The 24,033-nt window shown below is 45.2% G+C and carries 23 protein-coding genes; 7 read left to right on the top strand and 16 right to left on the bottom strand.

Translation table 11 applies throughout. The features are described 5' to 3' along the window. Nucleotides 1-104 precede the first annotated feature (104 nt). The 5 genes from nhaA to HRQ85_RS17240 form a co-directional block, all read right to left on the bottom strand. The gene (gene nhaA, locus HRQ85_RS17260; protein WP_048609224.1) at nucleotides 105-1,268 is read right to left on the bottom strand and encodes a Na+/H+ antiporter NhaA; all 1,164 of its coding nucleotides are present in this window, start codon (nucleotides 1,266-1,268) and stop codon (nucleotides 105-107) included. 275 nt (nucleotides 1,269-1,543) lie between these two features. Further along, a complete protein-coding gene (locus HRQ85_RS17255) occupies nucleotides 1,544-2,692 on the bottom strand; it encodes a lipocalin-like domain-containing protein (RefSeq protein WP_172380218.1) in 1,149 nt (382 codons plus the stop codon). Next, nucleotides 2,682-5,135: an ABC transporter permease gene (locus HRQ85_RS17250; RefSeq protein ID WP_172380217.1), complete on the bottom strand. Its 2,454-nt coding sequence runs from the start codon at nucleotides 5,133-5,135 to the stop codon at nucleotides 2,682-2,684. The genes HRQ85_RS17255 and HRQ85_RS17250 overlap by 11 nt, the downstream gene beginning before the upstream one ends. Next, a complete protein-coding gene (locus tag HRQ85_RS17245) occupies nucleotides 5,116-5,787 on the bottom strand; it encodes an ABC transporter ATP-binding protein (RefSeq protein WP_017060385.1) in 672 nt (223 codons plus the stop codon). Before HRQ85_RS17245 ends, HRQ85_RS17250 begins: the two co-directional genes overlap by 20 nt. A 122-nt stretch (nucleotides 5,788-5,909) precedes the next feature. Next, on the bottom strand, nucleotides 5,910-7,283 hold the full coding sequence (locus HRQ85_RS17240) for an MATE family efflux transporter (protein ID WP_172380216.1): 1,374 nt from the start codon (nucleotides 7,281-7,283) through the stop codon (nucleotides 5,910-5,912). Between the two features lie 98 nt (nucleotides 7,284-7,381). On the opposite strand from HRQ85_RS17240, the gene HRQ85_RS17235 reads away from it, so the two are divergent. After that, on the top strand, nucleotides 7,382-8,812 hold the full coding sequence (locus HRQ85_RS17235; RefSeq protein WP_172380215.1) for a DUF2867 domain-containing protein: 1,431 nt from the start codon (nucleotides 7,382-7,384) through the stop codon (nucleotides 8,810-8,812). A 209-nt stretch (nucleotides 8,813-9,021) separates the two neighbouring features. On the opposite strand, the gene HRQ85_RS17230 is transcribed toward HRQ85_RS17235, so the two are convergent. The 3 genes from HRQ85_RS17230 to rsuA all read right to left on the bottom strand — a co-directional run bounded on the left by HRQ85_RS17230 (nucleotide 9,022) and on the right by rsuA (nucleotide 11,794). After that, nucleotides 9,022-9,681 (bottom strand): DUF2913 family protein, encoded by a 660-nt coding sequence (locus HRQ85_RS17230; RefSeq protein ID WP_010441495.1) that lies wholly within the window; start codon nucleotides 9,679-9,681, stop codon nucleotides 9,022-9,024. After that, on the bottom strand, nucleotides 9,681-10,898 hold the full coding sequence (locus HRQ85_RS17225) for a Bcr/CflA family multidrug efflux MFS transporter (protein WP_172380214.1): 1,218 nt from the start codon (nucleotides 10,896-10,898) through the stop codon (nucleotides 9,681-9,683). The genes HRQ85_RS17230 and HRQ85_RS17225 overlap by 1 nt, the downstream gene beginning before the upstream one ends. A 200-nt stretch (nucleotides 10,899-11,098) precedes the next feature. After that, on the bottom strand, nucleotides 11,099-11,794 hold the full coding sequence (rsuA, locus tag HRQ85_RS17220; RefSeq protein ID WP_172380213.1) for a 16S rRNA pseudouridine(516) synthase RsuA: 696 nt from the start codon (nucleotides 11,792-11,794) through the stop codon (nucleotides 11,099-11,101). 97 nt (nucleotides 11,795-11,891) lie between these two features. Between rsuA and HRQ85_RS17215 the strand changes: the two genes are divergently transcribed. From HRQ85_RS17215 to HRQ85_RS17200, 4 genes are all read left to right on the top strand, one after another. Next, on the top strand, nucleotides 11,892-13,634 hold the full coding sequence (locus HRQ85_RS17215; RefSeq protein WP_102530235.1) for a DEAD/DEAH box helicase: 1,743 nt from the start codon (nucleotides 11,892-11,894) through the stop codon (nucleotides 13,632-13,634). 180 nt (nucleotides 13,635-13,814) lie between these two features. Continuing rightward, complete coding sequence (locus tag HRQ85_RS17210; RefSeq protein WP_086773625.1) at nucleotides 13,815-14,213, top strand: PepSY domain-containing protein; 399 nt, start codon at nucleotides 13,815-13,817, stop codon at nucleotides 14,211-14,213. A gap of 61 nt (nucleotides 14,214-14,274) precedes the next feature. Then, nucleotides 14,275-14,934: a response regulator transcription factor gene (locus HRQ85_RS17205; RefSeq protein ID WP_017060377.1), complete on the top strand. Its 660-nt coding sequence runs from the start codon at nucleotides 14,275-14,277 to the stop codon at nucleotides 14,932-14,934. Between the two features lie 104 nt (nucleotides 14,935-15,038). Continuing rightward, complete coding sequence (locus tag HRQ85_RS17200) at nucleotides 15,039-16,385, top strand: ATP-binding protein (RefSeq protein WP_172380212.1); 1,347 nt, start codon at nucleotides 15,039-15,041, stop codon at nucleotides 16,383-16,385. A 124-nt stretch (nucleotides 16,386-16,509) separates the two neighbouring features. Here HRQ85_RS17200 and HRQ85_RS17195 read toward each other — a convergent pair whose 3' ends face one another. After that, nucleotides 16,510-17,547 (bottom strand): alkene reductase, encoded by a 1,038-nt coding sequence (locus HRQ85_RS17195; protein WP_172380211.1) that lies wholly within the window; start codon nucleotides 17,545-17,547, stop codon nucleotides 16,510-16,512. A 156-nt stretch (nucleotides 17,548-17,703) separates the two neighbouring features. On the opposite strand from HRQ85_RS17195, the gene HRQ85_RS17190 reads away from it, so the two are divergent. Further along, nucleotides 17,704-18,600, top strand: a complete 897-nt coding sequence (locus HRQ85_RS17190; protein ID WP_172380210.1) for a LysR family transcriptional regulator — start codon at nucleotides 17,704-17,706, stop codon at nucleotides 18,598-18,600. Between the two features lie 57 nt (nucleotides 18,601-18,657). Here the strand turns inward: HRQ85_RS17190 and HRQ85_RS17185 are convergent, their stop codons facing one another. Continuing rightward, on the bottom strand, nucleotides 18,658-19,914 hold the full coding sequence (locus tag HRQ85_RS17185; protein WP_172380209.1) for an LssY C-terminal domain-containing protein: 1,257 nt from the start codon (nucleotides 19,912-19,914) through the stop codon (nucleotides 18,658-18,660). A gap of 14 nt (nucleotides 19,915-19,928) precedes the next feature. Continuing rightward, nucleotides 19,929-20,657, bottom strand: a complete 729-nt coding sequence (locus HRQ85_RS17180) for a glycosyltransferase family 2 protein (protein ID WP_017079049.1) — start codon at nucleotides 20,655-20,657, stop codon at nucleotides 19,929-19,931. A 367-nt stretch (nucleotides 20,658-21,024) separates the two neighbouring features. Between HRQ85_RS17180 and rplY the strand changes: the two genes are divergently transcribed. After that, on the top strand, nucleotides 21,025-21,303 hold the full coding sequence (rplY, locus tag HRQ85_RS17175) for a 50S ribosomal protein L25 (protein ID WP_017060373.1): 279 nt from the start codon (nucleotides 21,025-21,027) through the stop codon (nucleotides 21,301-21,303). A 168-nt stretch (nucleotides 21,304-21,471) separates the two neighbouring features. Here rplY and HRQ85_RS17170 read toward each other — a convergent pair whose 3' ends face one another. From HRQ85_RS17170 to HRQ85_RS17150, 5 genes are all read right to left on the bottom strand, one after another. Beyond that, nucleotides 21,472-21,864 carry an NUDIX hydrolase gene (locus tag HRQ85_RS17170; protein WP_172380288.1) on the bottom strand — a complete coding sequence of 131 codons (393 nt, stop codon included), beginning with the start codon at nucleotides 21,862-21,864 and terminating at the stop codon, nucleotides 21,472-21,474. A 30-nt stretch (nucleotides 21,865-21,894) separates the two neighbouring features. Beyond that, complete coding sequence (locus HRQ85_RS17165) at nucleotides 21,895-22,662, bottom strand: nucleotidyltransferase domain-containing protein (RefSeq protein WP_172380208.1); 768 nt, start codon at nucleotides 22,660-22,662, stop codon at nucleotides 21,895-21,897. 14 nt (nucleotides 22,663-22,676) lie between these two features. Further along, complete coding sequence (locus HRQ85_RS17160; protein ID WP_172380207.1) at nucleotides 22,677-23,213, bottom strand: GNAT family N-acetyltransferase; 537 nt, start codon at nucleotides 23,211-23,213, stop codon at nucleotides 22,677-22,679. A 40-nt stretch (nucleotides 23,214-23,253) separates the two neighbouring features. Further along, a complete protein-coding gene (locus tag HRQ85_RS17155; protein WP_172380206.1) occupies nucleotides 23,254-23,649 on the bottom strand; it encodes a DUF3465 domain-containing protein in 396 nt (131 codons plus the stop codon). A 67-nt stretch (nucleotides 23,650-23,716) separates the two neighbouring features. Continuing rightward, a complete protein-coding gene (locus tag HRQ85_RS17150) occupies nucleotides 23,717-23,965 on the bottom strand; it encodes a TIGR03643 family protein (protein ID WP_172380205.1) in 249 nt (82 codons plus the stop codon). Nucleotides 23,966-24,033: the final 68 nt, after the last annotated feature.

Here is a 24,033-nt window from a genome sequence, read left to right as displayed (position 1 = left end):
TTATCGTCACATGAGTCGAGGGAGACTCTGTGACTCTTCTTGCTACTCAGAAGTTGACTTGTTACTCAGTGAGTAGGCTCCCTATTAAGCGAGCCTACTACCGATTATAGTTTTACTTCTTGATGCTTAGTTTTCGGTAGAGAAATACTTAGCAGGAAGTAACCTAAGATAGCTGCCGTCGTTGAGCCCATCAGGATACCTAATCGAGCAAGCGTATCAAAATCTGCGTTCGTTGGACCAAATGCCAGTGACGAGATAAAGATAGACATCGTAAAGCCAATACCACACAACACAGATACCGCGAAGATGTTCATGAAGTTCACACCTTCAGGAAGCTTAGCTACGCCGGTTTTCACAGCACCCCAGCTGAATAGGAAGATACCCAGTGGCTTACCAACCAATAGACCCATAGCAATACCAAGCGGTAGCATACCTGTAAGGTTTGAAATTGAGATGCCTTCTAGTGAGATACCTGCGTTTGCAAATGCGAAAATTGGCAAGATTGCAAAAGCGACGTATGGGTGCAGAGCATGCTCTAGGTGTTTCAGCGGAGAACGCTCCCCTTTATTGCCTTTCAGTGGGATAGCAAAACCAATTACCACACCTGCCAATGTTGCGTGAACACCAGACTTCAATACTGCGAACCACAGAATTGCGCCAACAATAAGATAAACGCTCAGCTTAGTCACATGCTTATTGTTTAGCATGAACAACACACCAGTCGCGATGAAGCCAACTGTAAGTGCAAGCGTTGATAGGTCACCTGAGTAGAACAGTGCAATGATAACAACAACACCTAGGTCATCGATAATTGCCAGTGCTAGCAGGAATACCTTCAAGCTTACCGGTACACGGTTACCAAGAAGAGCCATGATACCCAATGCGAATGCGATATCAGTCGCTGCTGGGATAGCCCAACCTTGAAGCGCTTCAGGGTTACTTGAGTTAAATAGCACGTAAATAAGTGCAGGAGCAAGCATACCACCCACAGCTGCGATAGCTGGGAAGATTGCTGTCTCTTTAGACTTTAATGCGCCTTCTAAAAGTTCGCGCTTAACTTCTAAGCCGATTAGAAGGAAGAAGACAGCCATTAAGCCATCGTTAATCCAGTGAGACACAGACATACCAAGAACGTAACTATGAAGTACACCTTGGTACATTTCGTTCAGTGGTGAGTTTGCTACAAACATTGCGATCGCCGCAGCGATGACTAGTATGATGCCGCCAGCAGATTCCATTTTAAAGAAGTCACGGATGACGTCGGTCATGATTTCGCCCTTATATTTATTATTTAAATAAACGAATAACAAAGAATAACCACGAGTTTATATCCAAGTTTAATTGATAGATAATCACTTCTTCGGATGTTTAACTTCGGTTTTTCCTACAAATACTAAACAATACGTCGTATATTCCATAATGTTGTTATGCACCATGAATTAAGTATAGATGAGATCATCGAACCTGTATGTACAATTCATTGGGGGTGGCTAAAAGTCGCAGGCATAAAAAAAGGCTATCAAATGATAGCCTTAGGTGTTTTTTAGTAGCCAGTTAACTGCATAAAGCCTGTCGCCTCATGACTCCCGCTCGCCTTAATCGGCCCTTCCCAATATGGTATGACAAAAGGAAGCCACATATCCCTGCGTATAATACGCGTTGTGAGGTTGATATCATGCTTAGGGACGTTAATGATCCACTGCAAAGGCATCCGTCTTCCATTCATCAACGTTGTATTTTGCAATGGTTGAATGGAAATGTCGGATTCCGTTAATTGGTAAACTTTGCCTGAGCGCGTTGCTAATGTCCCGAATACGTAAGGCAACTGTTGGTTATGACGATAGCGGTTAATGCTCAGCGCAGTGCCGTCATCGAGGTTAAATACAAACCAATCCCAACCTTGTTGGCCCACTCCAAGTAAGCCACTGCCCCACTCTTTATGTACCCACGCTGTGCCTTCCACTTCCTTGGTAACGCCGTCTAGGTTCAACACACCACTCAACGATAAAAATGGAGCGCTGAAGTTATAAGACGCGACAGGTAATAAGTCGTGCTTTTTCTGATAGCCATTATCGCCATTGAGCACATAGGGTCCTTTTGCAATGGTGTCGAGCTCAAGTCCAAACGTATCTGTTTGCACTTGAAGGCGTCCTGGGAATGGGGTGTTGCCGAGTGCACGCCAGTTCCAGTTATCAATCCAAAGCCTGAATGGACGATTAGTCATTCCCGCTTGGCCAATGCCGCCACGAGCCATGCGCTGTTCTTTCCATACTTTAGACTTAGAAGAGACCACTACATTTGAGATATAGACTTGAGGGCTTTGCCACCCCGGTGTTTCACGTTCGTCCGTTGCGATACGGAAAAAACTCCACTGAACCGAATAGTCTTTACCGTCATCACCTTTCAAAGATGCGAAGTAATGCCACCACTCGTGCTGAAACTCTGGGTGGAACTTAAAATCTTGTGGTAGCGAAACATTACGGTCTGGCAAAACAGGTTCGAACACATTGAAGTGTTCATTAACCAATATTGAGTTAACTTCATTCAAGCCCTTTTCACCAGGATCGATGAAATAGGAGTAATAACCCCAAACACTTAAAAAGATGCCAAAGAAACTGATTAATAACAGAGAAGACAGGATTCGTTGTCTTAACTTAGTTGAGGTATTCCGTAAAAACATACTAAAGCGCATCCCTCAGGGACTTCATCGGAGTGTTCCGAATCATTCTCATCACTGGTAAAGCACCAGCTAGCATCAATGCTGCCATGGCCCATGCAAATGTCTGCAAATAGTCCCATGGAATCACTTGTAATTCGAGTGACCACCCAAAAGACTGCTTGATCACAATATCAACAATTAGGCTAGCTAGCGCTAATCCAAGAGGAATCGCAATTAAGGAGGAAATAAGCCCAAACACAAACAGCTGCAAGCTACCGGTCAGGATCAGTTCTTTCGCCGATACACCTAAACAGCGCTGCAAGGAAATATGCCTTTGGCGAGATACTTCACCCGCAACCGTCGCGAAGAAGATACCGAAGACGGCGATAACCAAGGTGATATTGCCTAGTGTATCTGCAATCGCAAACGTTCTATCAAACACCCGCATTGCTTGACTGTGAATATTGTTGTTATCGAAAACACGCTCAGAGCCAAGCCTGAATACGCTTTCTAATCGGCTGCGAAGCCCTAATGAATTCACATCGTCTTTGAGTATTACCCCAAGGCCGACATTACCCCGCCCTGCAAAGCCATACAGCCAGTTTCGATGCGACATCATGACTTGATGGTAAGGATTACCGTAATCGTAATAAACACCGACAACCTGCCAACCAGAGCCGAGACTGTCATAGAGGTCAATGTAATCGCCAGGGCGAATTCCCAGCTTGAGAGACATCGATTCACTGATCAACACACCTTTAGAGTGATGTAAGTGATACCAGTAATTCGGAATACCTAATTTAATTGTCAGCGCTTCTAGTTCGCCTTCAGAAGGGCCTGTACTGACCACCTGAATACTACCGACTGGAGACGCAACATCTTTCTCCCAACGCCACCAAACCGAATCCACTTCAGGTTGGTCAGATAACCAATTACTCATACGAGCAGCGGCATTGTTGGTTGGGTAGATATACAGATCGGCAGCCAAACGCTGTGTTAGCCATTTATCAGTGGTATCTCTAAAGCTACCGACCATGGTTTCTACACCAATATTGGCTGTTAAGGCCAACATAAACGCCATCGTCGCCACGCCACGGTAACTCATACTGGAAGCTGCATCAGCAAAGAACCAGCGAGCACGAACCCAACGCAATGAATAAGAGAGGCTGTTAAATAACTTCCACATCAAAAACGGGGTAAATAGCGCCACACTGATCAGCATTAGCGCGATAATCGCAAAACCCGTTTCTTGAGTCTGAGGGGCTTGATACACGGCGACAGCGGCAACTAAGAAACCACAGCCAATCAATGCTTGCCAAGTAAACTCTGTACCCGCGAAGCGCATCAAAGATAAGCGAGAGGTCAAACGAATCGGTTGTGATCTAAGCAAGCGCACCAATGGCCAAGCACACGCTAAAAACGCACCAAGTAATGCCATCAATAAGCTATAGCCGCTCCATCGCCAATTCCAGTCGATCGTTAAGCCAACGTTGGCGTCGTATAAGTCGCCTAAGCTTGAAGATACCGCTGGTAATAATTGGTTGGCCAACATGACCCCAAATACATTACCGCAGATCCAGCTCAGTACGACCAATATCAGCAATTCTAAGCAAAGCGCTTTAGCCAGTTGCCAGCCCGATACACCTGTTTGCCTTAAGATTCCAACTAACGGTTGGCGCTGAATAAATGACAACGACATCGCTTGATAGAAAATAAATAAACCAACCACAAACGACAGCATACCCATCGCTTTTAGATTTAAGTGGAACGCACTGGTTAGCGACTCAAGCTCTGCCTTAGAGCTACGAGAGATCGTCAAACCATTAGGTAGCATGTTTTTGAGACGTTCAAACTTCTCAGTGGACATGTCTGAACACGCAATTACAGAAAGCCCCGCACTGCGTTTAAGCATTCGGAGCAAGGAAATATCCGCAATCAACCTTGTACCATTAATCATATTATTTTGATCAACAACCACAGGACCAAGTTCAGAACCATCCATCAAAGGGATGTAATCACCGTTGTGCCATTCCATGTGTTCAGCAAGATCATCACTGACAAGGATTGGATATGGTGGCTTCATGAGGTTCAAAGCGGTGAGATCTTTTAACGCAATACCAGGTTGTAGCTGAAGCATAGAAACAGGATCTATACCGACAAGCATGAAGTTTGCACCATTTTCATCAGTGATACGATGGTGATCAAGAGGAGAACACTGTTGAAAGCCTTCACGGCGAAGGTGGATATAAAAGCCTTGCGGGATTTTATTGGCGTTGTGTTTTGGTCGAATACGGTAAGGAAGAGGATTCGAAAAGAGCTTTTCGCCATGTGCATAGCTTTGCTTGGCGTGTTGGTTGATAGCAGTAACACCAACCAAAAGTGATACGCCGAGGGTTAAACCAAGCCATACCAAAATAATTTGCAGTGGGTAACGTCGATAGTGACCGAGTAGTGCCTTAACTACGGGCCATAACATGCAGTTGCCCTCCTTGTAGACGGATCCTGCCATCCATATGCAGAGCTACTTTTTCACTGTGCGTTACCAACAGCAACGTACATTCTAATTGACGAGCCAAAGAGGTCAGCAAACGCATTACCGCTTCTGCATTGCGCTCATCTAGACTACCGGTCGGCTCATCGGCCAGTAAGATTTTTGGTTCCATATACAGCGCACGCGCAATGGCCGCACGTTGTTGTTGGCCACCAGACGCTTCTTCAGGGTAACGGCCAAGTAAAGGCATAAGGTCTAAAGCAGAGAGAATCTGTCTCCAGAGACCTTTGTCTTCAGGTAAGCCTTTTAACTGGCGGCAAAAACGGATGTTATCGGCAATATTTAGCGTTGGCAGTAAGTTGAACTGCTGAAAAATATGGCCAATGTTGTTTCTGCGATAAGCGGTGCGGTCACGCTCGGTTGAGTCGTGCATATTGAAGTGAGGGAAAGCGATTTCACCTGAATCCGCTAGGTCTAAACCCGCGATAAGATTCAGTAACGTACTTTTACCTGAACCGCTTTCTCCCATTAATGCCAGCTGGTCACCTTGGTTTAATGTTAATTCAGCACCTTGCAAAACAGGGTGAAACTCCCCCCCATCGACATAGCCTTTACATAGGTCTGACAGCTTTAACATTAAACAGCTCGCATTAGTTAGAATTTGGAAGGAGAATTTACACTAATTCCCTGTTAGGAGGAAGTATTTTGAAAGATAGATCACACGCCAACGATAAAGTGATGCGATTGGTGCGCCCTACTTCAACTTCCTATCAAGTTTTTAATCCATTTTCTTGTTTTCATGCGATAGAGCGACCCGCCCCACTTGAGGACTTCTTCCGTTAGGAAAAGCAGATATACCCACTCCGGTGGAAACTTAAAATAGATAGCCGCGATGGCTGCCAATGGGATACCGATCACCCACTGAGCAATCAAATCTTGGTAGAGGCAGAACTTCACATCACCACCCGCTCTCAACACACCAACGATCACAGTCAATGGTACCGAGCGAATGACTATACCCACACTGAGGATCAGAATGAACTTCTCTGAGAGGGCTCTGGTTTCTTCCGTCAATGCGCTGAAGGCATTGAGTATTGGCGTTTGAACGAAGTAGAGAAAAACGGCCACAACGATACTGGTTAAGAAACACAGAATTGTAAAGCCAAGTGCTTGATAGTAAACCGCTTCATTATTTTTAGCGCCAAGCTGGTTACCCACTAGAACCGCTGCCGCATTCGATAGACCAATCAATAAACTCAATGAGATCGACTCAACCGGCGTCATTACTGAAAGCGCAGCCAACCCCTGAACGCCCGATTGCCCCATGATCGCGTGATAAGCAAACAAGCCACCCGCCCATGCTAAGAAATTAAACGTGGTCGGCAGAGACAGCTTCAAGAAGCGAACCACCTTATCGATCGAAGCTGCTGCTTTAATATCGCAGAACTTAAAAGCTAATAAATGCTTAGAGAAATAGAGATAACCAAACAAAGTCGCGACTTCAATCGCGCCACTCAGTACCGTAGCAATCGCCGCACCTTTGATTCCAAGCGCAGGAAAGCCTAAGTTACCAAAGATCAGCACCCAGTTTAAGAACACGTTAGACAGGATGCCGATACCGCTGAAGAAGGTGCTTAGCCCGGGTTTGTGCATCGCTCTCAAACCCACAGCCATACTGCTGACGCACGATACTGCTAGCATGCTAAATGAGGTAATGACAATGTATTCAACGCCTAGGTTAATGACCTCTTGAGAGTCAGTCGTCACGCCCATGATTTGTGCAGGAAATGAAACGAAAAACGCAATGGTCAGTAAAGCAAACAGTGTCGAAACTAGCCACGTCAGCGCAGTGCTTTCTCTCACACCTTGTCTGTTACCCGCGCCCCAATATTGAGCAGTAAGAAGAGCGCCGCCTGTAGTGACACCCACCAGCATAATAGTCGTCACGAACATCGCTCGGCTCGCCACACCCACAGCTGCGATGTCTGCTTCGCCAAGTTGGCCCAACATCAATACATCCACCAAGCCTCGGCTTGAAAACATAATGCTCTGCAAGGTGATGGGCAGTGCAATCGCAATAAGCCTGCGAACAAAATCACCTCGTGTGTGATGAATAATTGAAGAGAGCAACATAGAGAGATACCTAAACGGAACGTATTGATGAATAAAGATAAATATCGCGCTATTATATCAATGTTCGGTTTTTAACCACAGATATAAATGGAGTAACAATGAAGAAAGTACTGGTTTTAGGCGCTTCTGGATATGTTGGTTCGCAACTCCTCCCTCTCCTGCTTGAGCAAGGCTATCAAGTCACGGCAGCAGCAAGGCATATCGACTATTTAAAGGCACGGACCGAGCCTCACGAAAACTTATCGCTTGAGTATCTTGATCTGGCTGATCAAGCTGCGACACAAGCCTTAGTCCCCGACTTTGATCTTATCTTCTTTCTCGTCCATGGCATGGCAGAAGGCCACGACTTTATCGATTATGAGCTGAACTTAGCCCGTAACTTTGTTTCGGCTCTTGGCCCAAAGAATCAACACGTCATCTACCTGAGCTCTTTACAGCCTCAGACAGGTGATTCAGAGCATCTTCAAGCGAGAAAGAAAACCGGCGAACTGCTTCGTAAAGGACCCGTTCCAGTTACCGAGCTTCAAGCAGGCGTCATCATAGGACCCGGCTCTGCAGCATTCGAGATCATGCGAGATTTCGTATACAACTTGCCGATCATGATTGCGCCAAAGTGGGTCGACTCTAAAGCGAACCCGATTGCCTTGCAGAACCTGAACCATTATTTACTAAAACTCGCACAAGACACGCCAAACGAAAGCCAAACCTTTGAGGTTGGCGGGCCGGATATTGTCTCTTACCGAAACCAGTTCGCTCATATTGCCAAAACTGCCGATCGTCCACTCAGGCTATGGGCGACATCGCTACTGACACCAAAGATTGCTTCATATTGGTTAGGCGTGGTGACTTCTGTACCGTCCAACATAGGCAGAGCGCTGCTTGCAGGCTTAAAGCACGACTTCATCGCCAGTTCGACCACCATTAGAGAAAAGTACCCTCAGAAGCTTGTCTCGTTCGAGAGCATGGTTGAACAAGCCATTCACGCTGAAGGAAATTTTGTCAAAAGCAACGTGTGGGGCTTTGACAAAACCGCATTCAAACGCTGGCAAGCGGGATACGGTTATTACCCGAAGAAAACAGGCGCCAGTATCACTTCAAGCGCTTCACTGGAATCGCTCTGGCACGTAGCTCAGCAAATCGGAAGCCCGAAGCAAGGTTACTTCTTCGCTAACGCTTTATGGCGCACACGCGAATGGTTGGACGTTCTTTTCGGTGGCGGTGTACCGGTTCGACAAATGCCTGAAGGACCGACCCTAAAAGTCGGTGACAAGATCGACTCTTGGAAGGTTATTCGTTGTGAAGAAAACCAGTTTTTATCTCTACTATTTGGAATGAAAGGGCCCGGTTTAGGGCGACTTGAAATTACCGTCTCTGACCACGGTGATTCTCGCGAGCTGAACATCTCGGCTTGGTGGCATCCAAAAGGCTTTCTAGGATTACTGTATTGGTTTGCGATGATGCCAGCTCACCTGTTTATTTTTAAAGGCATGGTGAAGGCGATTGAGAAGCAGGCTAAAGAGCAGGATTAGAAGCAGATACGGGATTCGAGTGTCGAGATGCGAAAAGATCAAAAGCAGATGCGGGATTCGAGTAATGAGATGCGAAGAGATTAAAAGCAGAGGCAGGATTTGGGTAACGAGATGAGAAAAGACTTAACAGCAAATTAGCGACACGCGCTATTAGAAGCAAAAAAGAGCGGATAATTCCGCTCTTCGTATCTCTCATCTCGAATCCGCTACTAGCCGATAACGCTAATTGGGATCTCAGCCAGTTGGTTGCCTTGGTTAGCAGGGTAAACGATGTATTCACCGTGATACTTCACCGCAGACTTATAGTCCGTTACTTTGTGAAGCATGAAACCCGCTTCCATCGCCGCTTGGATGAACTCAGCGTGGTTACCACGAACAAACCAGTTCATCGGCTTCACCATCAACTCACCGTCGAAAGAGTCGTCACACTGTTTGCCACACAAAGCAAAAGAGTGCTCGCCATCGGTGAAGAATTGAATCTTGCCGCCAGTCGTTAGCTCGTCTTCACTCGATACGCTCCAACCCATCTCGTACATTTTGTCCATGAACGCTTCAACATCACTGTCTTTTAGCGCTTTAGGCTCTTCACCTTCAGGGAAAAAACGTCCGTAAAACGCAGAAATGCGTTTAAAGGTAAAAGTTAAATCAGAGTTGTTGCCTTTTGAGCGACCCTGTTTCTGCCAGCGAACTAAGTCAGGCACAATCACGCGATCATAAGCTTGAGATTTAATCGCTTTTGTTACCCAACGAACAAGATAAAGGTTATTCGCGATAGGCGCGTCGATCGCTTTGCCAGACTTATGCAGAGCATACAGCTCGCCCAGCGCATCGTTCACTAACTTCTGAATTTCAATATAGTATTTTGACATTATGCCTTCTTTCCTAATGTCCAATATAGTAATGCTGACAGTATTGCACATGCTGCCATCACCATAGCCATTGGCCCTGCAGTGTCACTTGGTAGCATGGCAACAATTGCCCCCACCACAGAACCAGTACCAAACCTTAATGTGCCCGCAAGCGAAGAAGCTGTGCCGGCCATATTCGGGTATCCGCTTAAAAGCAGCGCCATTGAGTTACTACCAATGGTAGACAGTGTGCCGATAAACAGCATCACGAATGGCACAATACCCCACAAACCAATATCTAACATCCATCCGACTAACAGACCTAAGCCCGCAAACAGTTGAATGGTTAAACCGACTCTGAGCATAGCGTGAGAGCCCACTTTCTTAACGATTCGACCGTTGATGCTCGTCATCAAGATCATAGCAACAATATTCAAGCCGAACAGGTAGCCAAACAGATCAGGGCGAACGCCATAGATATCAATGTAAACGAAAGAACCTGCCGTTAAGAACGCAAACATCCCTGAGAATGAGAATGCGCCAGAGAAAATAAGGCCCATCGCCGTTGGGTTCTTACACAGTCGAGCGTAGTTACGAATCGTTGTTTTAAAGCGCAGTGGTTGTCGGTTTTCTGCAGGTAGCGTTTCTGGGATCTTCATCGATACCGCTAGAATCACGATCACTGCAAAAATAGCCAGTACCCAGAAAATTGAGCGCCAGCCGAACCACAACGCTAAGTAACCGCCAATCATCGGAGCAACCAATGGCGCAACTGTCATCACCAAAGTAACGAAAGACATAGTTCTTGCGAAATCTTCACGATCGAACATGTCTCTTACCACCGCTTGGATGATAACGGCCGCCGCAGCACCAGCAAAACCTTGAGCGGTACGGATGTAAGTCAGCGCTTCAATACCGTGTGTTGTCGCACTCACCATAGAAGCGATAGCAAACAAGAACACACCAATAAGCAGTACAGGCTTGCGACCATAGCTATCCGCCAGCGGGCCATGCAGCAACTGCCCCAGCGCGAAACCTGCGGTATAGGCTGTTAGCGTGATCTGTACTTCACCCGCCGTCACACTAAGATCTTTAGCAATGGTCGGCATCGCTGGCAGATACATATCAATGGCTAGCGGAGTAAGTGCACCAATCGCACCAAGAATCAAAAACAGCATTAAGCCTAATTGAGGGGTTTCTGGTTGGGAGCTTGGGCTCTGTGAGGTCGATGTTTGCATGGTTCTCCGAATGTTCAACTGATAGAGCTAGGGACTAGCGTGAGTACGCGAGTCAAAGATTGGCTGAGACTTTCCTAGTACCAGTCAACATCATCAGCCGACGCTATCCATGGTCGGCTTTACAACGAAAGGGCTATTTCCAGCAAAAGTGGTCTCTTGTTAAGAACAATTTCTTGTTAAGAGCAACTTCTAGCTAAGGACTACTTCCAGATTGAATCGACTTCTTCTTGCGTTAGGTAACGGTATTCACCTAACTCTAAAGATTCGTCCATCTCAATTTCGCCAATACGTTCACGGTGCAGTGCTTCTACCTTGTTACCAAGTGCAGCAAACATGCGTTTAACTTGGTGGTATTTGCCTTCGTGAATCGTTAGCAGCACTTCACGCTCTGCACGAACTTCTAGGTGTGCAGGAAGTGTTAGGCCATCTTCGCTCTTAAGCTGGATGCCCTCTTTGAATTTTTCAACGTAATCGTCTTCAACAGGTTCAACCAACCACACACGGTACGTCTTCTCGCACTTGTGCTTTGGCGAAGTGATACGGTGAGACCACTTACCATCGTCGGTAATCAATACAAGACCTGTTGTATCAATATCTAGACGGCCAGCAAAGTGCAGCTTATCCATTTTGATTTCATCAAGTAATTCAAACGCGATACGATTTGCGCCATCTTCATGCGAACAAACAAAGCCTTCTGGCTTATATAGCATGATGTAACGTGGGCCGTGAACATTCAGTTCATTGCCTTGCCATTCCACAACGCACTCTCCAGTTACCTTGAGTGAACCGCTTTTTTGAATGACATCATTTACTGTCACTGCCTTGGATTTTAATAAGTGTGTTGCTTCTCTTCGAGTGACGCCTAATGCATCGCACAGAAATTTATCTAAACGCATGAATACCTCAACTAATCTAAGTCGGGTATTATAGTCACCTTTGCTCAATTAGTTGAGCTATTTCACACTATTTGTTTTCCTTCTTACAAGACGCGATATGTATACACTCCGCCCGTACCAAGCTGATTCTGTAAAATCAGTGATTCATTACTTCAGAAAACACCAAACTCCGGCTGTGCTCGTGCTTCCGACTGGTGCAGGAAAAAGCCTTGTAATTGCAGAGTTGGCAAGGCTTGCGAAAGGTCGAGTGTTGGTACTTGCTCACGTAAAAGAGTTGGTTGAACAGAACCATGAAAAGTATGAAGGCTATGGGTTAAAAGGCTCGATTTTCTCTGCGGGTTTAGGCCGTAAAGAGACAGACCAACAAGTGGTCTTCGCATCCGTTCAATCTGTGGTTCGAAATCTCGATTCATTCTCTAACCAATTTTCACTGTTGGTGATCGATGAATGTCACCGTGTTCCCGATGAAAAGACCAGTAGCTATCAAAAAGTCATCACTCACTTGCGCGAGAATAATTCGGGTATCAAGGTGCTTGGCCTAACCGCGACCCCTTATCGTCTTGGTATGGGTTGGCTTTACCAGTATCACACCCGCGGCCAAGTACGATCTGAAGAACCCAGGTTTTTCAGAGATTGTATTTTCGAACTGCCGATTCGTTACCTACTCGACGAAGGTTTCTTAACTCCTGCGCGCATGATAGATGCGCCCGTATTGAGCTACGACTTTTCACAGTTAAAGCCAGCGAGCACTGGTCGCTACAAAGAAGCAGAGCTTGATATGGTGATCGAGCAGTCGAAACGCGCGACCCCGCAGATTGTCGACCAGATAATTGAACTGGCCCAAGACAAACTAGGCATAATGGTATTTGCCGCCACAGTTCGACACGCGCAAGAGATTCTCGGCTTATTACCAGAAGGTGAAGCATCGATTGTGATTGGCGATACGCCAACACTCGAACGTGACCAAATCATCAATGATTTCAAAGAACGTAAAATCAAATTCTTGGTCAACGTATCGGTATTAACCACAGGCTTTGATGCGCCACATGTCGATTTAATCGCAATTTTACGCCCTACCGAATCCATCAGTTTGTATCAACAAATCGTCGGCCGTGGCTTACGCCTATCCCCAGGTAAGAAAGAGTGTCTGGTGCTCGACTATGCGGGTAATAGTTACGACCTTTACCAACCTGAGGTCGGCGATCCAAAACCCGATTCAGACAGTGAAATCATCACCATTCCTTGCCCGGCGTGCGGCTTCAATAATAACTTTTGGGGCAAACTAGACAGCAATGGCTTCTTGCTTGAGCACTTTGGTCGTAAATGCCAAGGCTACTTTACCGATGAAGACACGGGCGAACGCGAACACTGTAACTATCGTTTCCGAGCGAAATACTGCGGTGAATGCGGCGCTGACAACGACATTGCCGCACGCATTTGTCATGAGTGTGATGCAACTTTAGTCGACCCAGACAAAAAGCTTAAGGAAGCGTTAAACCTAAAAGATGCGTTGGTGTTTGAGTGTTTAGAAATGGACTTGAACATACTTAAGGACGACAAAGGTAAATCACAACTTAAAGTCACCTATCGCGGTGAAAATCAAGCGCAAGTGCATGAGTTTTGGTCATTAACTACCAAGAAACAGAAGCAGAACTTCAAAGACCAGTTTGTTCGCCCTCACCTAGCAGACAGACATCGCCCTTTTGAAGAAGCATCACCATCGAAAGTGGTTGCTCACCAACATAGGTTCCGCCCACCTCAGTTCGTGATTGCACGTAAAGTCGGACGCTTTTGGAAAATGAGAGACAAGATATTCGAAGACGAACTACAGCAGCGTTAAGGTTAAGAATAAAGGTAAGTCTTACGTTCTTAACACTCGGCAATTAATATTATGTATTAAAGCCTTTGCCATTTAAGCGTTAAGTTTTTCGGTATCAAATTCTCATTATTAATCAGGTTCACTTTCTGTTCAGAATTACTTTTTTATACTGAACGCTATCAACCTTCTCTAGGATTCGCTATGTTTAGTAAAGCTATGATTTCTTTGTTTTCTATAAGCTTAGGCTTATTTGTTTCTGCTGGCGCATGGGCTGACTCACATCATAATGGTCATGAATTAGTGCAGGACGTTCATAAAGCAGGAACCAGCATCGAATTTGAAGAAGATCAAGACGAAGTCTACGAAGCCGTACGAGAAGGCTACATTCGCCCTTTCTCAGAAATGTATGCCGCGGTTGAAAACGATCTTCATGGCAGAATCATAAAAGTAGAACTAGAAGAAGATGACGACATTTGGGTGTATGAACTAAAAATCAATTACCAAAACAACATCATCAAAGTCGAATACAACGCTGAGACGTTAGAAATGCTTATGATTAAAGGCCGCAACTTTAAAGACGCAATTAAACACAGCGACTAATTAAGCACGACAAATAGTTAAGTACGACGAACAGTCATTACAAGAATTAAGAAGAACAATTATGAAAATTTTAGTCGTTGAAGATGAGCCTCGTTTGGGCCAACAAATTATTGAAACACTTGAGGGAGCTGACTGGGTTCCAGAGCTTTCTCAAGATGGTATCGACGCACTCTACCGTGCAACGTCAGAAGAATGGGACGCGATTGTCCTCGATTTAGGTTTACCTAAGCTTGACGGTCTAACGGTATTAAAAGGCATTCGAGACGAAAACATCAACACACCTGTGATTATCTTAAGTGCTCGTGACACACTAACCCAACGTGTCGAAGGCTTGAACGCCGGTGCTGATGACTATCTCACTAAGCCATTTGAGATGGTCGAGCTGATTGCCCGTATCCGTGCTCAACTGCGCCGAGCATCAGGCAGTGCTGCTCCGATACTTCAAATCGGTGATCTAAGCCTAGACACACGCAGTTCTAAAGTATTGTGGCAAGGCCAAGCGGTTAGCCTAACTGCACTCGAATATAAAGTTGTCGCGTACTTCATGCATAACCAAAACAAGGTTATCTCGCGCACAGAGTTGGTTGAACACATCTATAAACAAGACTTCGACCGCGACTCAAACACGGTTGAGGTGTTCATTGGACGTATTCGCAAAAAAATCGCACCAAAGATCATCAAAACCGTTCGTGGCCTTGGCTACCAACTGAATGCCGAATAACTCAGTCGTCAATCACGCCAAGAGTAACCATCAATTAAGTGGACAGCCTGTTCTGATCATCACAATACGATAAGTCACGATGAGCAAAGGCAGGCTGGAAATGCATGAATCTGAAGAAACGAACACTTAAAAACATCAGTCTAAAAAGCCGCTTGCTCCTTGCTGCGGCTTTTTGGCTAGGTGCGATGATATTAGCGGCTGGTGTCGGGATTCCGAAGCTGGTTAACGACTACCTCGTCGATGACATGAAGCAGCAGCTTGGCTTAACCATGGATGAGTTAACCGCCAATATCGAAACCAATGACAGTGGTAACCTGATCATGGCAGAGCGTCTGTCTGATCCTAGGTTCAACCAACCCTACAGTGGTATTTATTGGCGCGCCGCTACCCAAGAGCAGATCATTCGTTCTCGCTCGCTATGGGATAAAGACCTCACCATCAAGCGTTCGCCGATTCACACATCAGTCAAAGGGCCAGAGAAAGAAAAGCTGATTTACATCGAGCAAGATATCTACCTGCCTGAACTGAACGACCCTGTCACGATCACCATTGGTATCGATGAAGATCCATTAGAATCCACACTGACCGAACTGACTGGTCAAGTCTGGTTGATCCTAATGCTGCTGTTTGTTGGCGTGCTGATGTTGATCGGTATTCAAGTCAGTTGGTCGCTATTACCGCTCAGCAAGATGCAACGCGAACTGGTGATGCTAAGAAACGGCGAGCAACAAGGGTTAAGCGACAACTACCCGAAAGAAGTTTCTCCATTAGTTTCTGACCTCAATGCCCTACTCTTCCACTATCAAGAGTTATTGGAGCGAGCGCGTAACCACGCTGGAAACTTATCTCACGCTTTGAAAACACCGCTGTCGGTTTTGAAAAATGAGATAGAGCGACTTCCAGACGATGACAAAACATTGTTACAACAACCCATTCATCAGATTCAGAACCAGATAGATTATCACCTTGGCCGTGCGCGCATGGCTGGTGCAATGAACATTCTATCGGTGAAATCTTCACCTTGTGAGCGTGTTGAAGCTATCTCAATGGCGTTTGATAAAGTGTATGCCGCCAACGAAGTCACCATGATTAACGAGCTAGACTCTGAGATTGAAGTGGCGGTAGAGAAAACCGACCTTGATGAAATGGTCGGCAACCTACTCGAGAACAGTTACAAATGGGCGAGCAGCATTATCCGAGTCCATTCGAATGAACTCGACGATGGCAACATTGAATTGGTGATTGAAGATGATGGCCAAGGCATTCCTGAAGAGAAGCTTGAGCAAGTCACCAAACGTGGTGTTCGACTTGATGAAACCACACCGGGAACTGGATTGGGGCTTAACATCGTGAATGAAATGGCGCACAGCTACCGAGGCAGCCTAACGCTCAGCAAGAGCTCAATGGGCGGCTTAAAAGCCTCTCTGGTGCTTAAAGTAAGTAAAGGTTAAGTAAGCTAAATAAACCAAGTAAACACGATAAGCCCTAGCACAACGCTTGGGCTTAACTTTATTCTGGCTTAACCGAATTCGAAATATCCACTATGACTCATACTGATAACCCCACTCATCACATTTACACCAACTCAGCTAACATCTCATTACTGTACGGTTTTATTTCCTGTTGAGTCTTCACTCTTTCTATATAGTCTGGGTTTGCAATCAACGGACGACCGATAGCCACTAAATCAGCATCTCCTCTGGATAGCATTTCACGCGCACTCTCTGCGCTATATCCGCCACTCGCGATAACGGTCCCTTGATACAAGCTTCGGATATATTGAGTAGCCGAACCATCAATATGCTGATAAGGCTTGTCATCAATCGAGCCGTTATGAACATAGGTGAGCTCGTACTGATTGAGCTGCTTCAAGTAATAATCTGAAATCACCTTATCTTCTTCGTTTTCCTCTAAATGCAGATACCCGACCGGAGATAAACGAACGCCTACGTGTTCAACTTCTTGTTTTACAGCCTCAATAATCTTGAATAGAAATTGACTCATTTTCTCAGGAGTTCCGCCCCATGCGTCAGTTCGTTGGTTTGTCTCCCAGTGAAGAAATTGATCGATCAAATAACCGTTTGCACCATGAATCTCAACACCATCAAACCCAGCCTTACGAGCATTAGCCGCGGCTTGTTTAAACTCTCCTATCACAGAAAAAATGACCTCTTCGCTCATTTCACTTGGCATGCCATATTCCAAATCTTTCCCTCGTGGCACTTTACCCTGTAAAGGAACAGCCGAAGGTGCTAGCGGCAACTTCCCTTCAAGGTAAAAAGGATGCGAGACACGACCACAATGCCAAAGTTGAGCAAAGATCTTGCCTCCATTCTGATGAACTTTGTCCGTTACCTTTTTCCAGCCTTCAATCTGTTCCTCATTATATAAACCGGGACTATTTGGGTAACCTTGCGCCATTGGCGAGACGATCGTGCCTTCAACGATAATTAACCCGGTATCGGCTCTACGAGCGTAATAATCAGCCATAGCGTCCGTCGGTATCAAATCATCACTCGCTTTTGAGCGACTCATTGGAGGCATAACAATACGGTTTTCAAGATTCAGCCCATTACCTAATTCAATGTTTTCAAACAAAATATCTTCTTTCATGTTGCCTCTCTTCATACCCTAGTTTCGTCATTTTCAATTAATTCAAACTCAGCCTTGTTACTACTTTCGTTTGCTGGAGAGAATCTTAACCACAAACAAAAGTGACTAGAAGTATGCTAAATTAACTACCAAGTATGCGTTTTTGGAATATTTCAGATGGATCAATTAGGTGCAATGCGAGCCTTTGTCAGAGTCGTTGAAACAGGCAGTTTCTCTGCTACAGGGAAAGAGATGAACACGACTCAAACCACCATTAGTAAAAAGGTGGCGGCACTGGAAAAGAAGGTTGGTGTGAAACTATTAACTCGAAGTAGCAGAGATCACTCACTGACTTCTGCAGGGGCACAATACTATGAGACGTGCGTTGCCATTTTGAGTGAGCTTGATGAGGCGGAAGCAAAAGCTCGCTTGGAGGTATCCTCCCCTCAAGGAGTGGTGAGTGTTGCTGCGCCTATTGCATTTGGTCGACTTATCATTGCGCCGTTAATTACCCAATTCTTTGAACTGTACCCAAACATAAAAATCCATTTGCTCCTCAATGACAAGCATATCGATTTGATCAGTGAGGGCGTTGATGTTGCTATCCGAGCAAAAGAGTTGGAGGACTCGTCTCTTGTTGCAAGACACCTTTTCGACGATCCAATGTTAACGTTAGCGTCCCCAAGCTACTTAGCCAAGCACGGAGAACCAAAGCAACCCGAGGACTTAAAAAATCACAACTGTCTGGTTTATTCTAGGTTGAAATCACCTAACCTCTGGCATTTCACCAGCGAAGAGAAAACGATGTCGACAACTGTATCTGGCAATTTTCAATGTGATAATGGAGATACGCTGCTTGAAGCTGCTTTGGTGGGAACAGGCCTAGTTCAACTGCCTCTTTGGATGGTAAATAACGAGCTCTCGTCTAACCAACTAAAGATTGTTCTAGATAGCTACTCTAGCCAAAGCCTGCCCTTTAATGCCATTTATCCACGAAACCGATACACACCTTTGAAAGTTCGTTGTTTTGTCGACTTTTTAAAAGCAGCGCTCTCTAAAAAGAGCATTACCTGAGGGCCATGCATGCTAAAAGCAGAGATATCAAAAGCAGACAAATTAACTTAGCGAGTCTTAAGAGCCGATAACCAAAATCCTGCCATCCGTATAATAGTCATGATCGTCATTGATCACTTCCACCGTTGCTAATGGGTGCTTAACTAACTCGATGTCTGGTAGTGACGTTCGTATCTGATTAGCGAGCCGATCTCGCTCTTCATCAACATTAGGGTCAATGTTATGAAGTACGGTCACAATGCCTGAGTAAGGAGTGACTTTAAGGCCATCATCATAGCTAATTGCGCCTAACCACTGAGGCTGGTTAGTTTTAATATCGACACCTGCGCGCCACCAGCGAATATGGCTGCGCTTCATCAAATTACCCGGCAATTGAAACGCCATATCTTGCGGCTTGTCTCGCCAATATAAATCAGACACTGGCGGCGTCTTGTCTCTAAGCAATGCGAGATAGCCAGCCCATTCAATCTCATTTCGAGAGAAGGTTTGATTCTCTATCCAGCCTAATTGCTTCATTAAATCTCTTGGAGTTGCTCCAACATAAATTACGTTGATCGCTTGTGCCGAGTAGAACGAAGATTTGCCAGGGAACGCTTTATAGGTAACCGAATTCCAGTCGACTTTGTCAATTTGAGCCGTCTCTTGTTGATCCTGAAAGTCATCCGCTTTCCAAAAAAAGTGTGCGTAGTTCGCAAACAATGCCCACGCTAACAACAGCGCACTCGACTTAAGTACCAAGCGTTGCCACTTCATTCGGTAACCGATAATGGTGAAGACCAATACCGCGAATACCCCGACGATCAAACTATTATGCTCAGAGATAAATATCTTAAGGCTATTAAGCCACGGAAAGTTTTCAACGCCGTGCGCCAGCAACATACCCCAAGCAATGAACTGCCCTCCACCAAGGGCCAAGCCGAACAACGCCAACACACTGAAATTGCGCCACGGTACACGATGCGAACCCGCTATAAATGGCACTACCCAAGCGATAGGCCCTAATAAGCGAGCAAAAAGAATGATGTATGTACCTTTACGAGCAACCAAATAGCGGCAGCGCGCAATTAGTCTCTTGGTTTTAGGACGAAACTTAATGAGTCTTCGTTGCGCCTTAACACCGTATCTATAACCAATGAAATAACTGAGTTGGTCACCAAGCAAACCACCTAGCATCACCAAAACCAACGCCATCCATGCACCTGAATACAGTTGAAAGCCCGCTGCGATAAAAAAGGGCTCTCCCGGTACAAATAGGTTTGGACCAATGAGAGCATCACCCAATGCTCCCAGAAACAGCCCTAGTCCATCAAACATAACAACCTCGATGCTTACTGTTCTTTGTAGTGACCAAACTTGTAGTTCATCTCGTTGTTACGCATTTCGCCTTTAAAGAAGCGTCTTACATTGGCTTTAAGATAAGTAGAGCCTGTTTTCACAACGCCATCTTGGTCTAAACGACGCGGGTCAAAACCAAAAGTCATATTTAAGAATCTAAATCGCCATGTTTTGCTCGCACGTTTTACGTAGTCACAGTCTTCACACAGTACGATCTCTTCATCGAAACCGCCGATCTCATCATGCGCTCGTTTCGTCGAGAAAATACATGCGCCAATCGCCGTCGGGAAAAAGAACTGAGTAGTAAACAAGCCTGCGTTAAATAGCCCGTAACCAAACTTGTGTACAAGCGGCAAACCTTTCGAGCTCATGTACACACCCGCCACTTCAAGCTTCTTCTCTTCTAGTTCATAAAGCGCTTTCGCAAGGAAGTTTCGAGGCAAGCTCACATCGGCATCTAGGAAAAGGATTCGGTTGTATTGCGCTAATGACGCACCTGTATTTCGGCCAAGGCTCACACCACGGTTTTCCATATGATGAACAGTTAATTTTGGCAAAGCGTTTTCATAAGCTTGTGCCACTTCTCTGGTGTTGTCTTCACTGTTCGAGTCGACAACAATCACTTCAAACTCTTGGTGGGTTTGCACGCTCAACTCTTCCATTAAGCGGCTAATGCGTTTCTCTTCGTTTAGCGTAATTACGACAATGCTTACCGGTTCCATATTTTCACCTATTCATTCTGCTGTTTAATTAACACTAAGATTAACGAACTAAGCCTTAACCAAGTCTTAGGCAAACATTCATTTTCCGTTCATTAACTTGATGATTTAGCGGTGATATAAATAGATAAGAAAGGCGATGTAATAGAGGCTAAAATGCGATAAACAAGCGTTAGCGAACGTTTTATCTCCAAACGAACCCATTATCGAAGGAAATTCACTTTGAGATGGGCTTCTGACTTGCTCATATTGGAATGTGATGTTAGTATCCGCGCTCGCTTAAGCATGAACTTTTATGTTTAAGCATTACCACACACTCAAGGTCGCATTGAGGTGTGAAGTTAATTTTTACTAATTTGAGAGTAAAACTATGAAATTTGAAGCAGTAGTACGTACTGAACTAGGTAAAGGTGCGAGCCGCCGCCTACGTCACGCTGGTAAATTCCCAGCTGTAATCTACGGTGGCGAAGCTGAAGCTGTAGCTATCGAACTTGTTCACGCTGACGTGATCAACCAAATGGATAAGCCTGAATTCTACGAAGCAATCACTCTACTGATTGACGGCGCAGAAGTTAAGGTTAAGCCACAAGACGTTCAACGTCACGCGTTCAAGCCAAAAGTTGAGCACATGGACTTCATCCGTATCTAATTCCCTACCAAGGAATAAGATTGGATTAATCCAGCCTTCTGCATAGAAAAGATAATCGATCTTACCAGTCGAGAAATCTAGAAATTCGAAACCCCGATGCTACCAACATCGGGGTTTCACCGTTTTTGAGCCCTCAAAAACGTCGTAAAGTCTCCTAACACCACATGCCTAAACAAACATCCCTATTCGCTCTACTTCTTTTAAAGCAATACCATCGGCTGCTTTATCAATAGGAGCTGAACCTAGTGAATACCACTTAACATCATCAGCCTCTTGAGCTGTGATATCTCCTTTCCATTCACTCACGATAAAGTAATGAATCAGCTGAAGCTCTTTCGTAGGATGATAAAGCGAACACAAGTATTGGTAATCAATCGGAACAACATTAAGCTCTTCATCGATCTCACGAAAGAGTGTCTGAACCTGGTTTTCACCGTGTTCAATATGGCCACCAGGTATGGTGATTAGGCCAGGATCCGTCTCCTTAGACTCGCAGCGCTTCTCCAGCAATACTTGTGATTCGTTGAGCAAGATAAAAGAAACACACTCGTGGACATCCATCGATTTTTCCTTAAGTCGTAATTTAGACATTCAGACTTTCTTTACAACAAGCTCTTTGCTCAGCCTTTCATACAATTCAAAAGCTTCTGTTTTAGATATCAAGTTTCCAAGAGCATATTGATACGCTAGTTCAATATCGTCGCTTTGATTAGGGTAATAGCGCTTGGCTACTGCAGCGCACTGGCTCAGGTTGGTGTACCAACTTCCGTCTTTCTCAGCCACAAAGTAATACGCTGCACGCACTAACTTCTTGCCAATCACCTTAGCGACATCCCCACCAGCCACTGTTTGAAAAGACGGGCTCATTTGCTCAAGAAAAGTAGACAAGTCGCCATTAAGCGCTTGGGCGATTTCAATGCTTGGTTTGTATAGTGGGAACTCATTAGATAAATCATTCCCCCAAACACAACAGCAGCAATGCTTGATCCAAAAGTGCCAGTGATACTTTTCTTTGGGTTGCAGAACATTCCGCAGGAAGCCAGGATCGATATCAAGCTTGCTCACTTGCGGATATGCTTTGGGAATGGTGTCAGAAAGGAGCTTAAATACTCCCTTCTCTTTTTGGCCAATAGGCGTAGTAAGTACGATAGAAACATCCAAATCAGAGCGACCAATAATGGCCGTTCCTCTAGGCACGCTTCCATACAAGTAGATACCATCAACTTGACCTGGAAGTTCTCTTAGCAGCGAATCAACGACTGCTGACACCACTTCTTGAAATTCAGGCGTAATATTCTCTGGCGAATAAAGGTTTTGAATAAATCCGTCTTTGTCGAGCCCTTTATCTAGCTTCTGCATGCCACTTTCCATCACTAAGCCTTTTTCCAATCAGAACGTAGAACCGCCAACACAACTGTATCCCACCACTTACCTTTGAAGAATCGATGATTCTCAAAGCGCGCTTCTTCTTTCATTCCCAGTGACTGACACAATTTGATGGCCGCTAAGTTCTTACTGATGGTTTCGGCGTAGATGCGTTGCACTCCCAGCTCTGAAAATCCGAAATTAGCGAGCGCTTTAGCCGCTTCTATAGAAAGCCCTTTTCCCTGAGTTTCCCTTGAGAAAGCGCAGCCCATTGAAGCTTGTAGGTTGCCCTCAAGACGTAAACAAACGGTTCCAGTAAACTTCCCTGAATCTTTGCTTTCAACCGCAAGCTGGTAGGAATGTCGCGGAACTTCCAAAGTCTGCACAACAAACAACTGGGTTAGCTCTCGATATTTGTTAGGTTCACAATCACTTTCGTCATAGAAGCGCTGATACTTTACGTCTTGAGACATAGCAACAAACGCAGACTCATCTTGAAGCGTCATATCTCGAAGAATCAATCTACTGGTTTCGAGTTTGAACATCAAAATTCCTTTTTCACGTTAAAACAAAACGAGGTGTCGCTTACTCGTATACTTTCCCATTATGCTTTAACCAACCATGAGCATGATGATTGCGAGGATCTTTGTGCGTCCAGTGCATTACGCCCCCTTTCTTGTTCCATTCATATTCACCATAAAACTCAACTCGGTCGCCCTTTTTCAGCCCCTGAACACGAGGAGCTAAGTCAATATTATGTGCGACTAGCAAGGTTTGTCCGCTATCGAGTCGTAAAATGAACTTCTGATGTCGAGAACCTTTATTATCATCAGGAAGTACTCGATACACCGTACCCGACCCACGCACTTGAACATCACTTTGATGGTTTTCGTACGCTTGCTTAAGCCGCGTATCATTCGCTTGAACATGACTGATGCCAAAGCTAAGCAGCACCAAAAGTAGAGCGCAAAATTGTTTCATTCCCTTCATTTCTTTCGTTTCCCATATCTGAGTGTTGATTTGGGATACTGACTGGGTACCCCCTCTTCTAACGATGCTTGTACTGAGTTGGACAATAACCTCTCGATACATCGGCACTACGCAACTTTACATGTTTAGTCGAGCGCCCAGAAACACGAGAGCGCCACAGCTTAAAACTGCCGAGCTTAAGATGACTACGCATAAAACGAATCACTTGCGATTCATTCAAACCAAATTGCTGTTCTATTGCTTCAAACGGCGTTCTGTCTTCCCACGCCATTTCGATAATTCTTGATTCATTCTCTTTAGATAACATTAAGCATACTCTTCCTTAATAAACTGGGAGAAATACGCTCGTTATAAATTTAAAGATCACAGGACAAG

This window comes from Vibrio sp. Vb339, from assembly GCF_902751245.1.
In the GTDB taxonomy this organism is placed as follows: Bacteria; Pseudomonadota; Gammaproteobacteria; order Enterobacterales; family Vibrionaceae; genus Vibrio; species Vibrio coralliirubri.
Note: the sequence above shows the minus strand (reverse complement) of the source record. Positions and strands in the feature narration are given on the sequence as shown.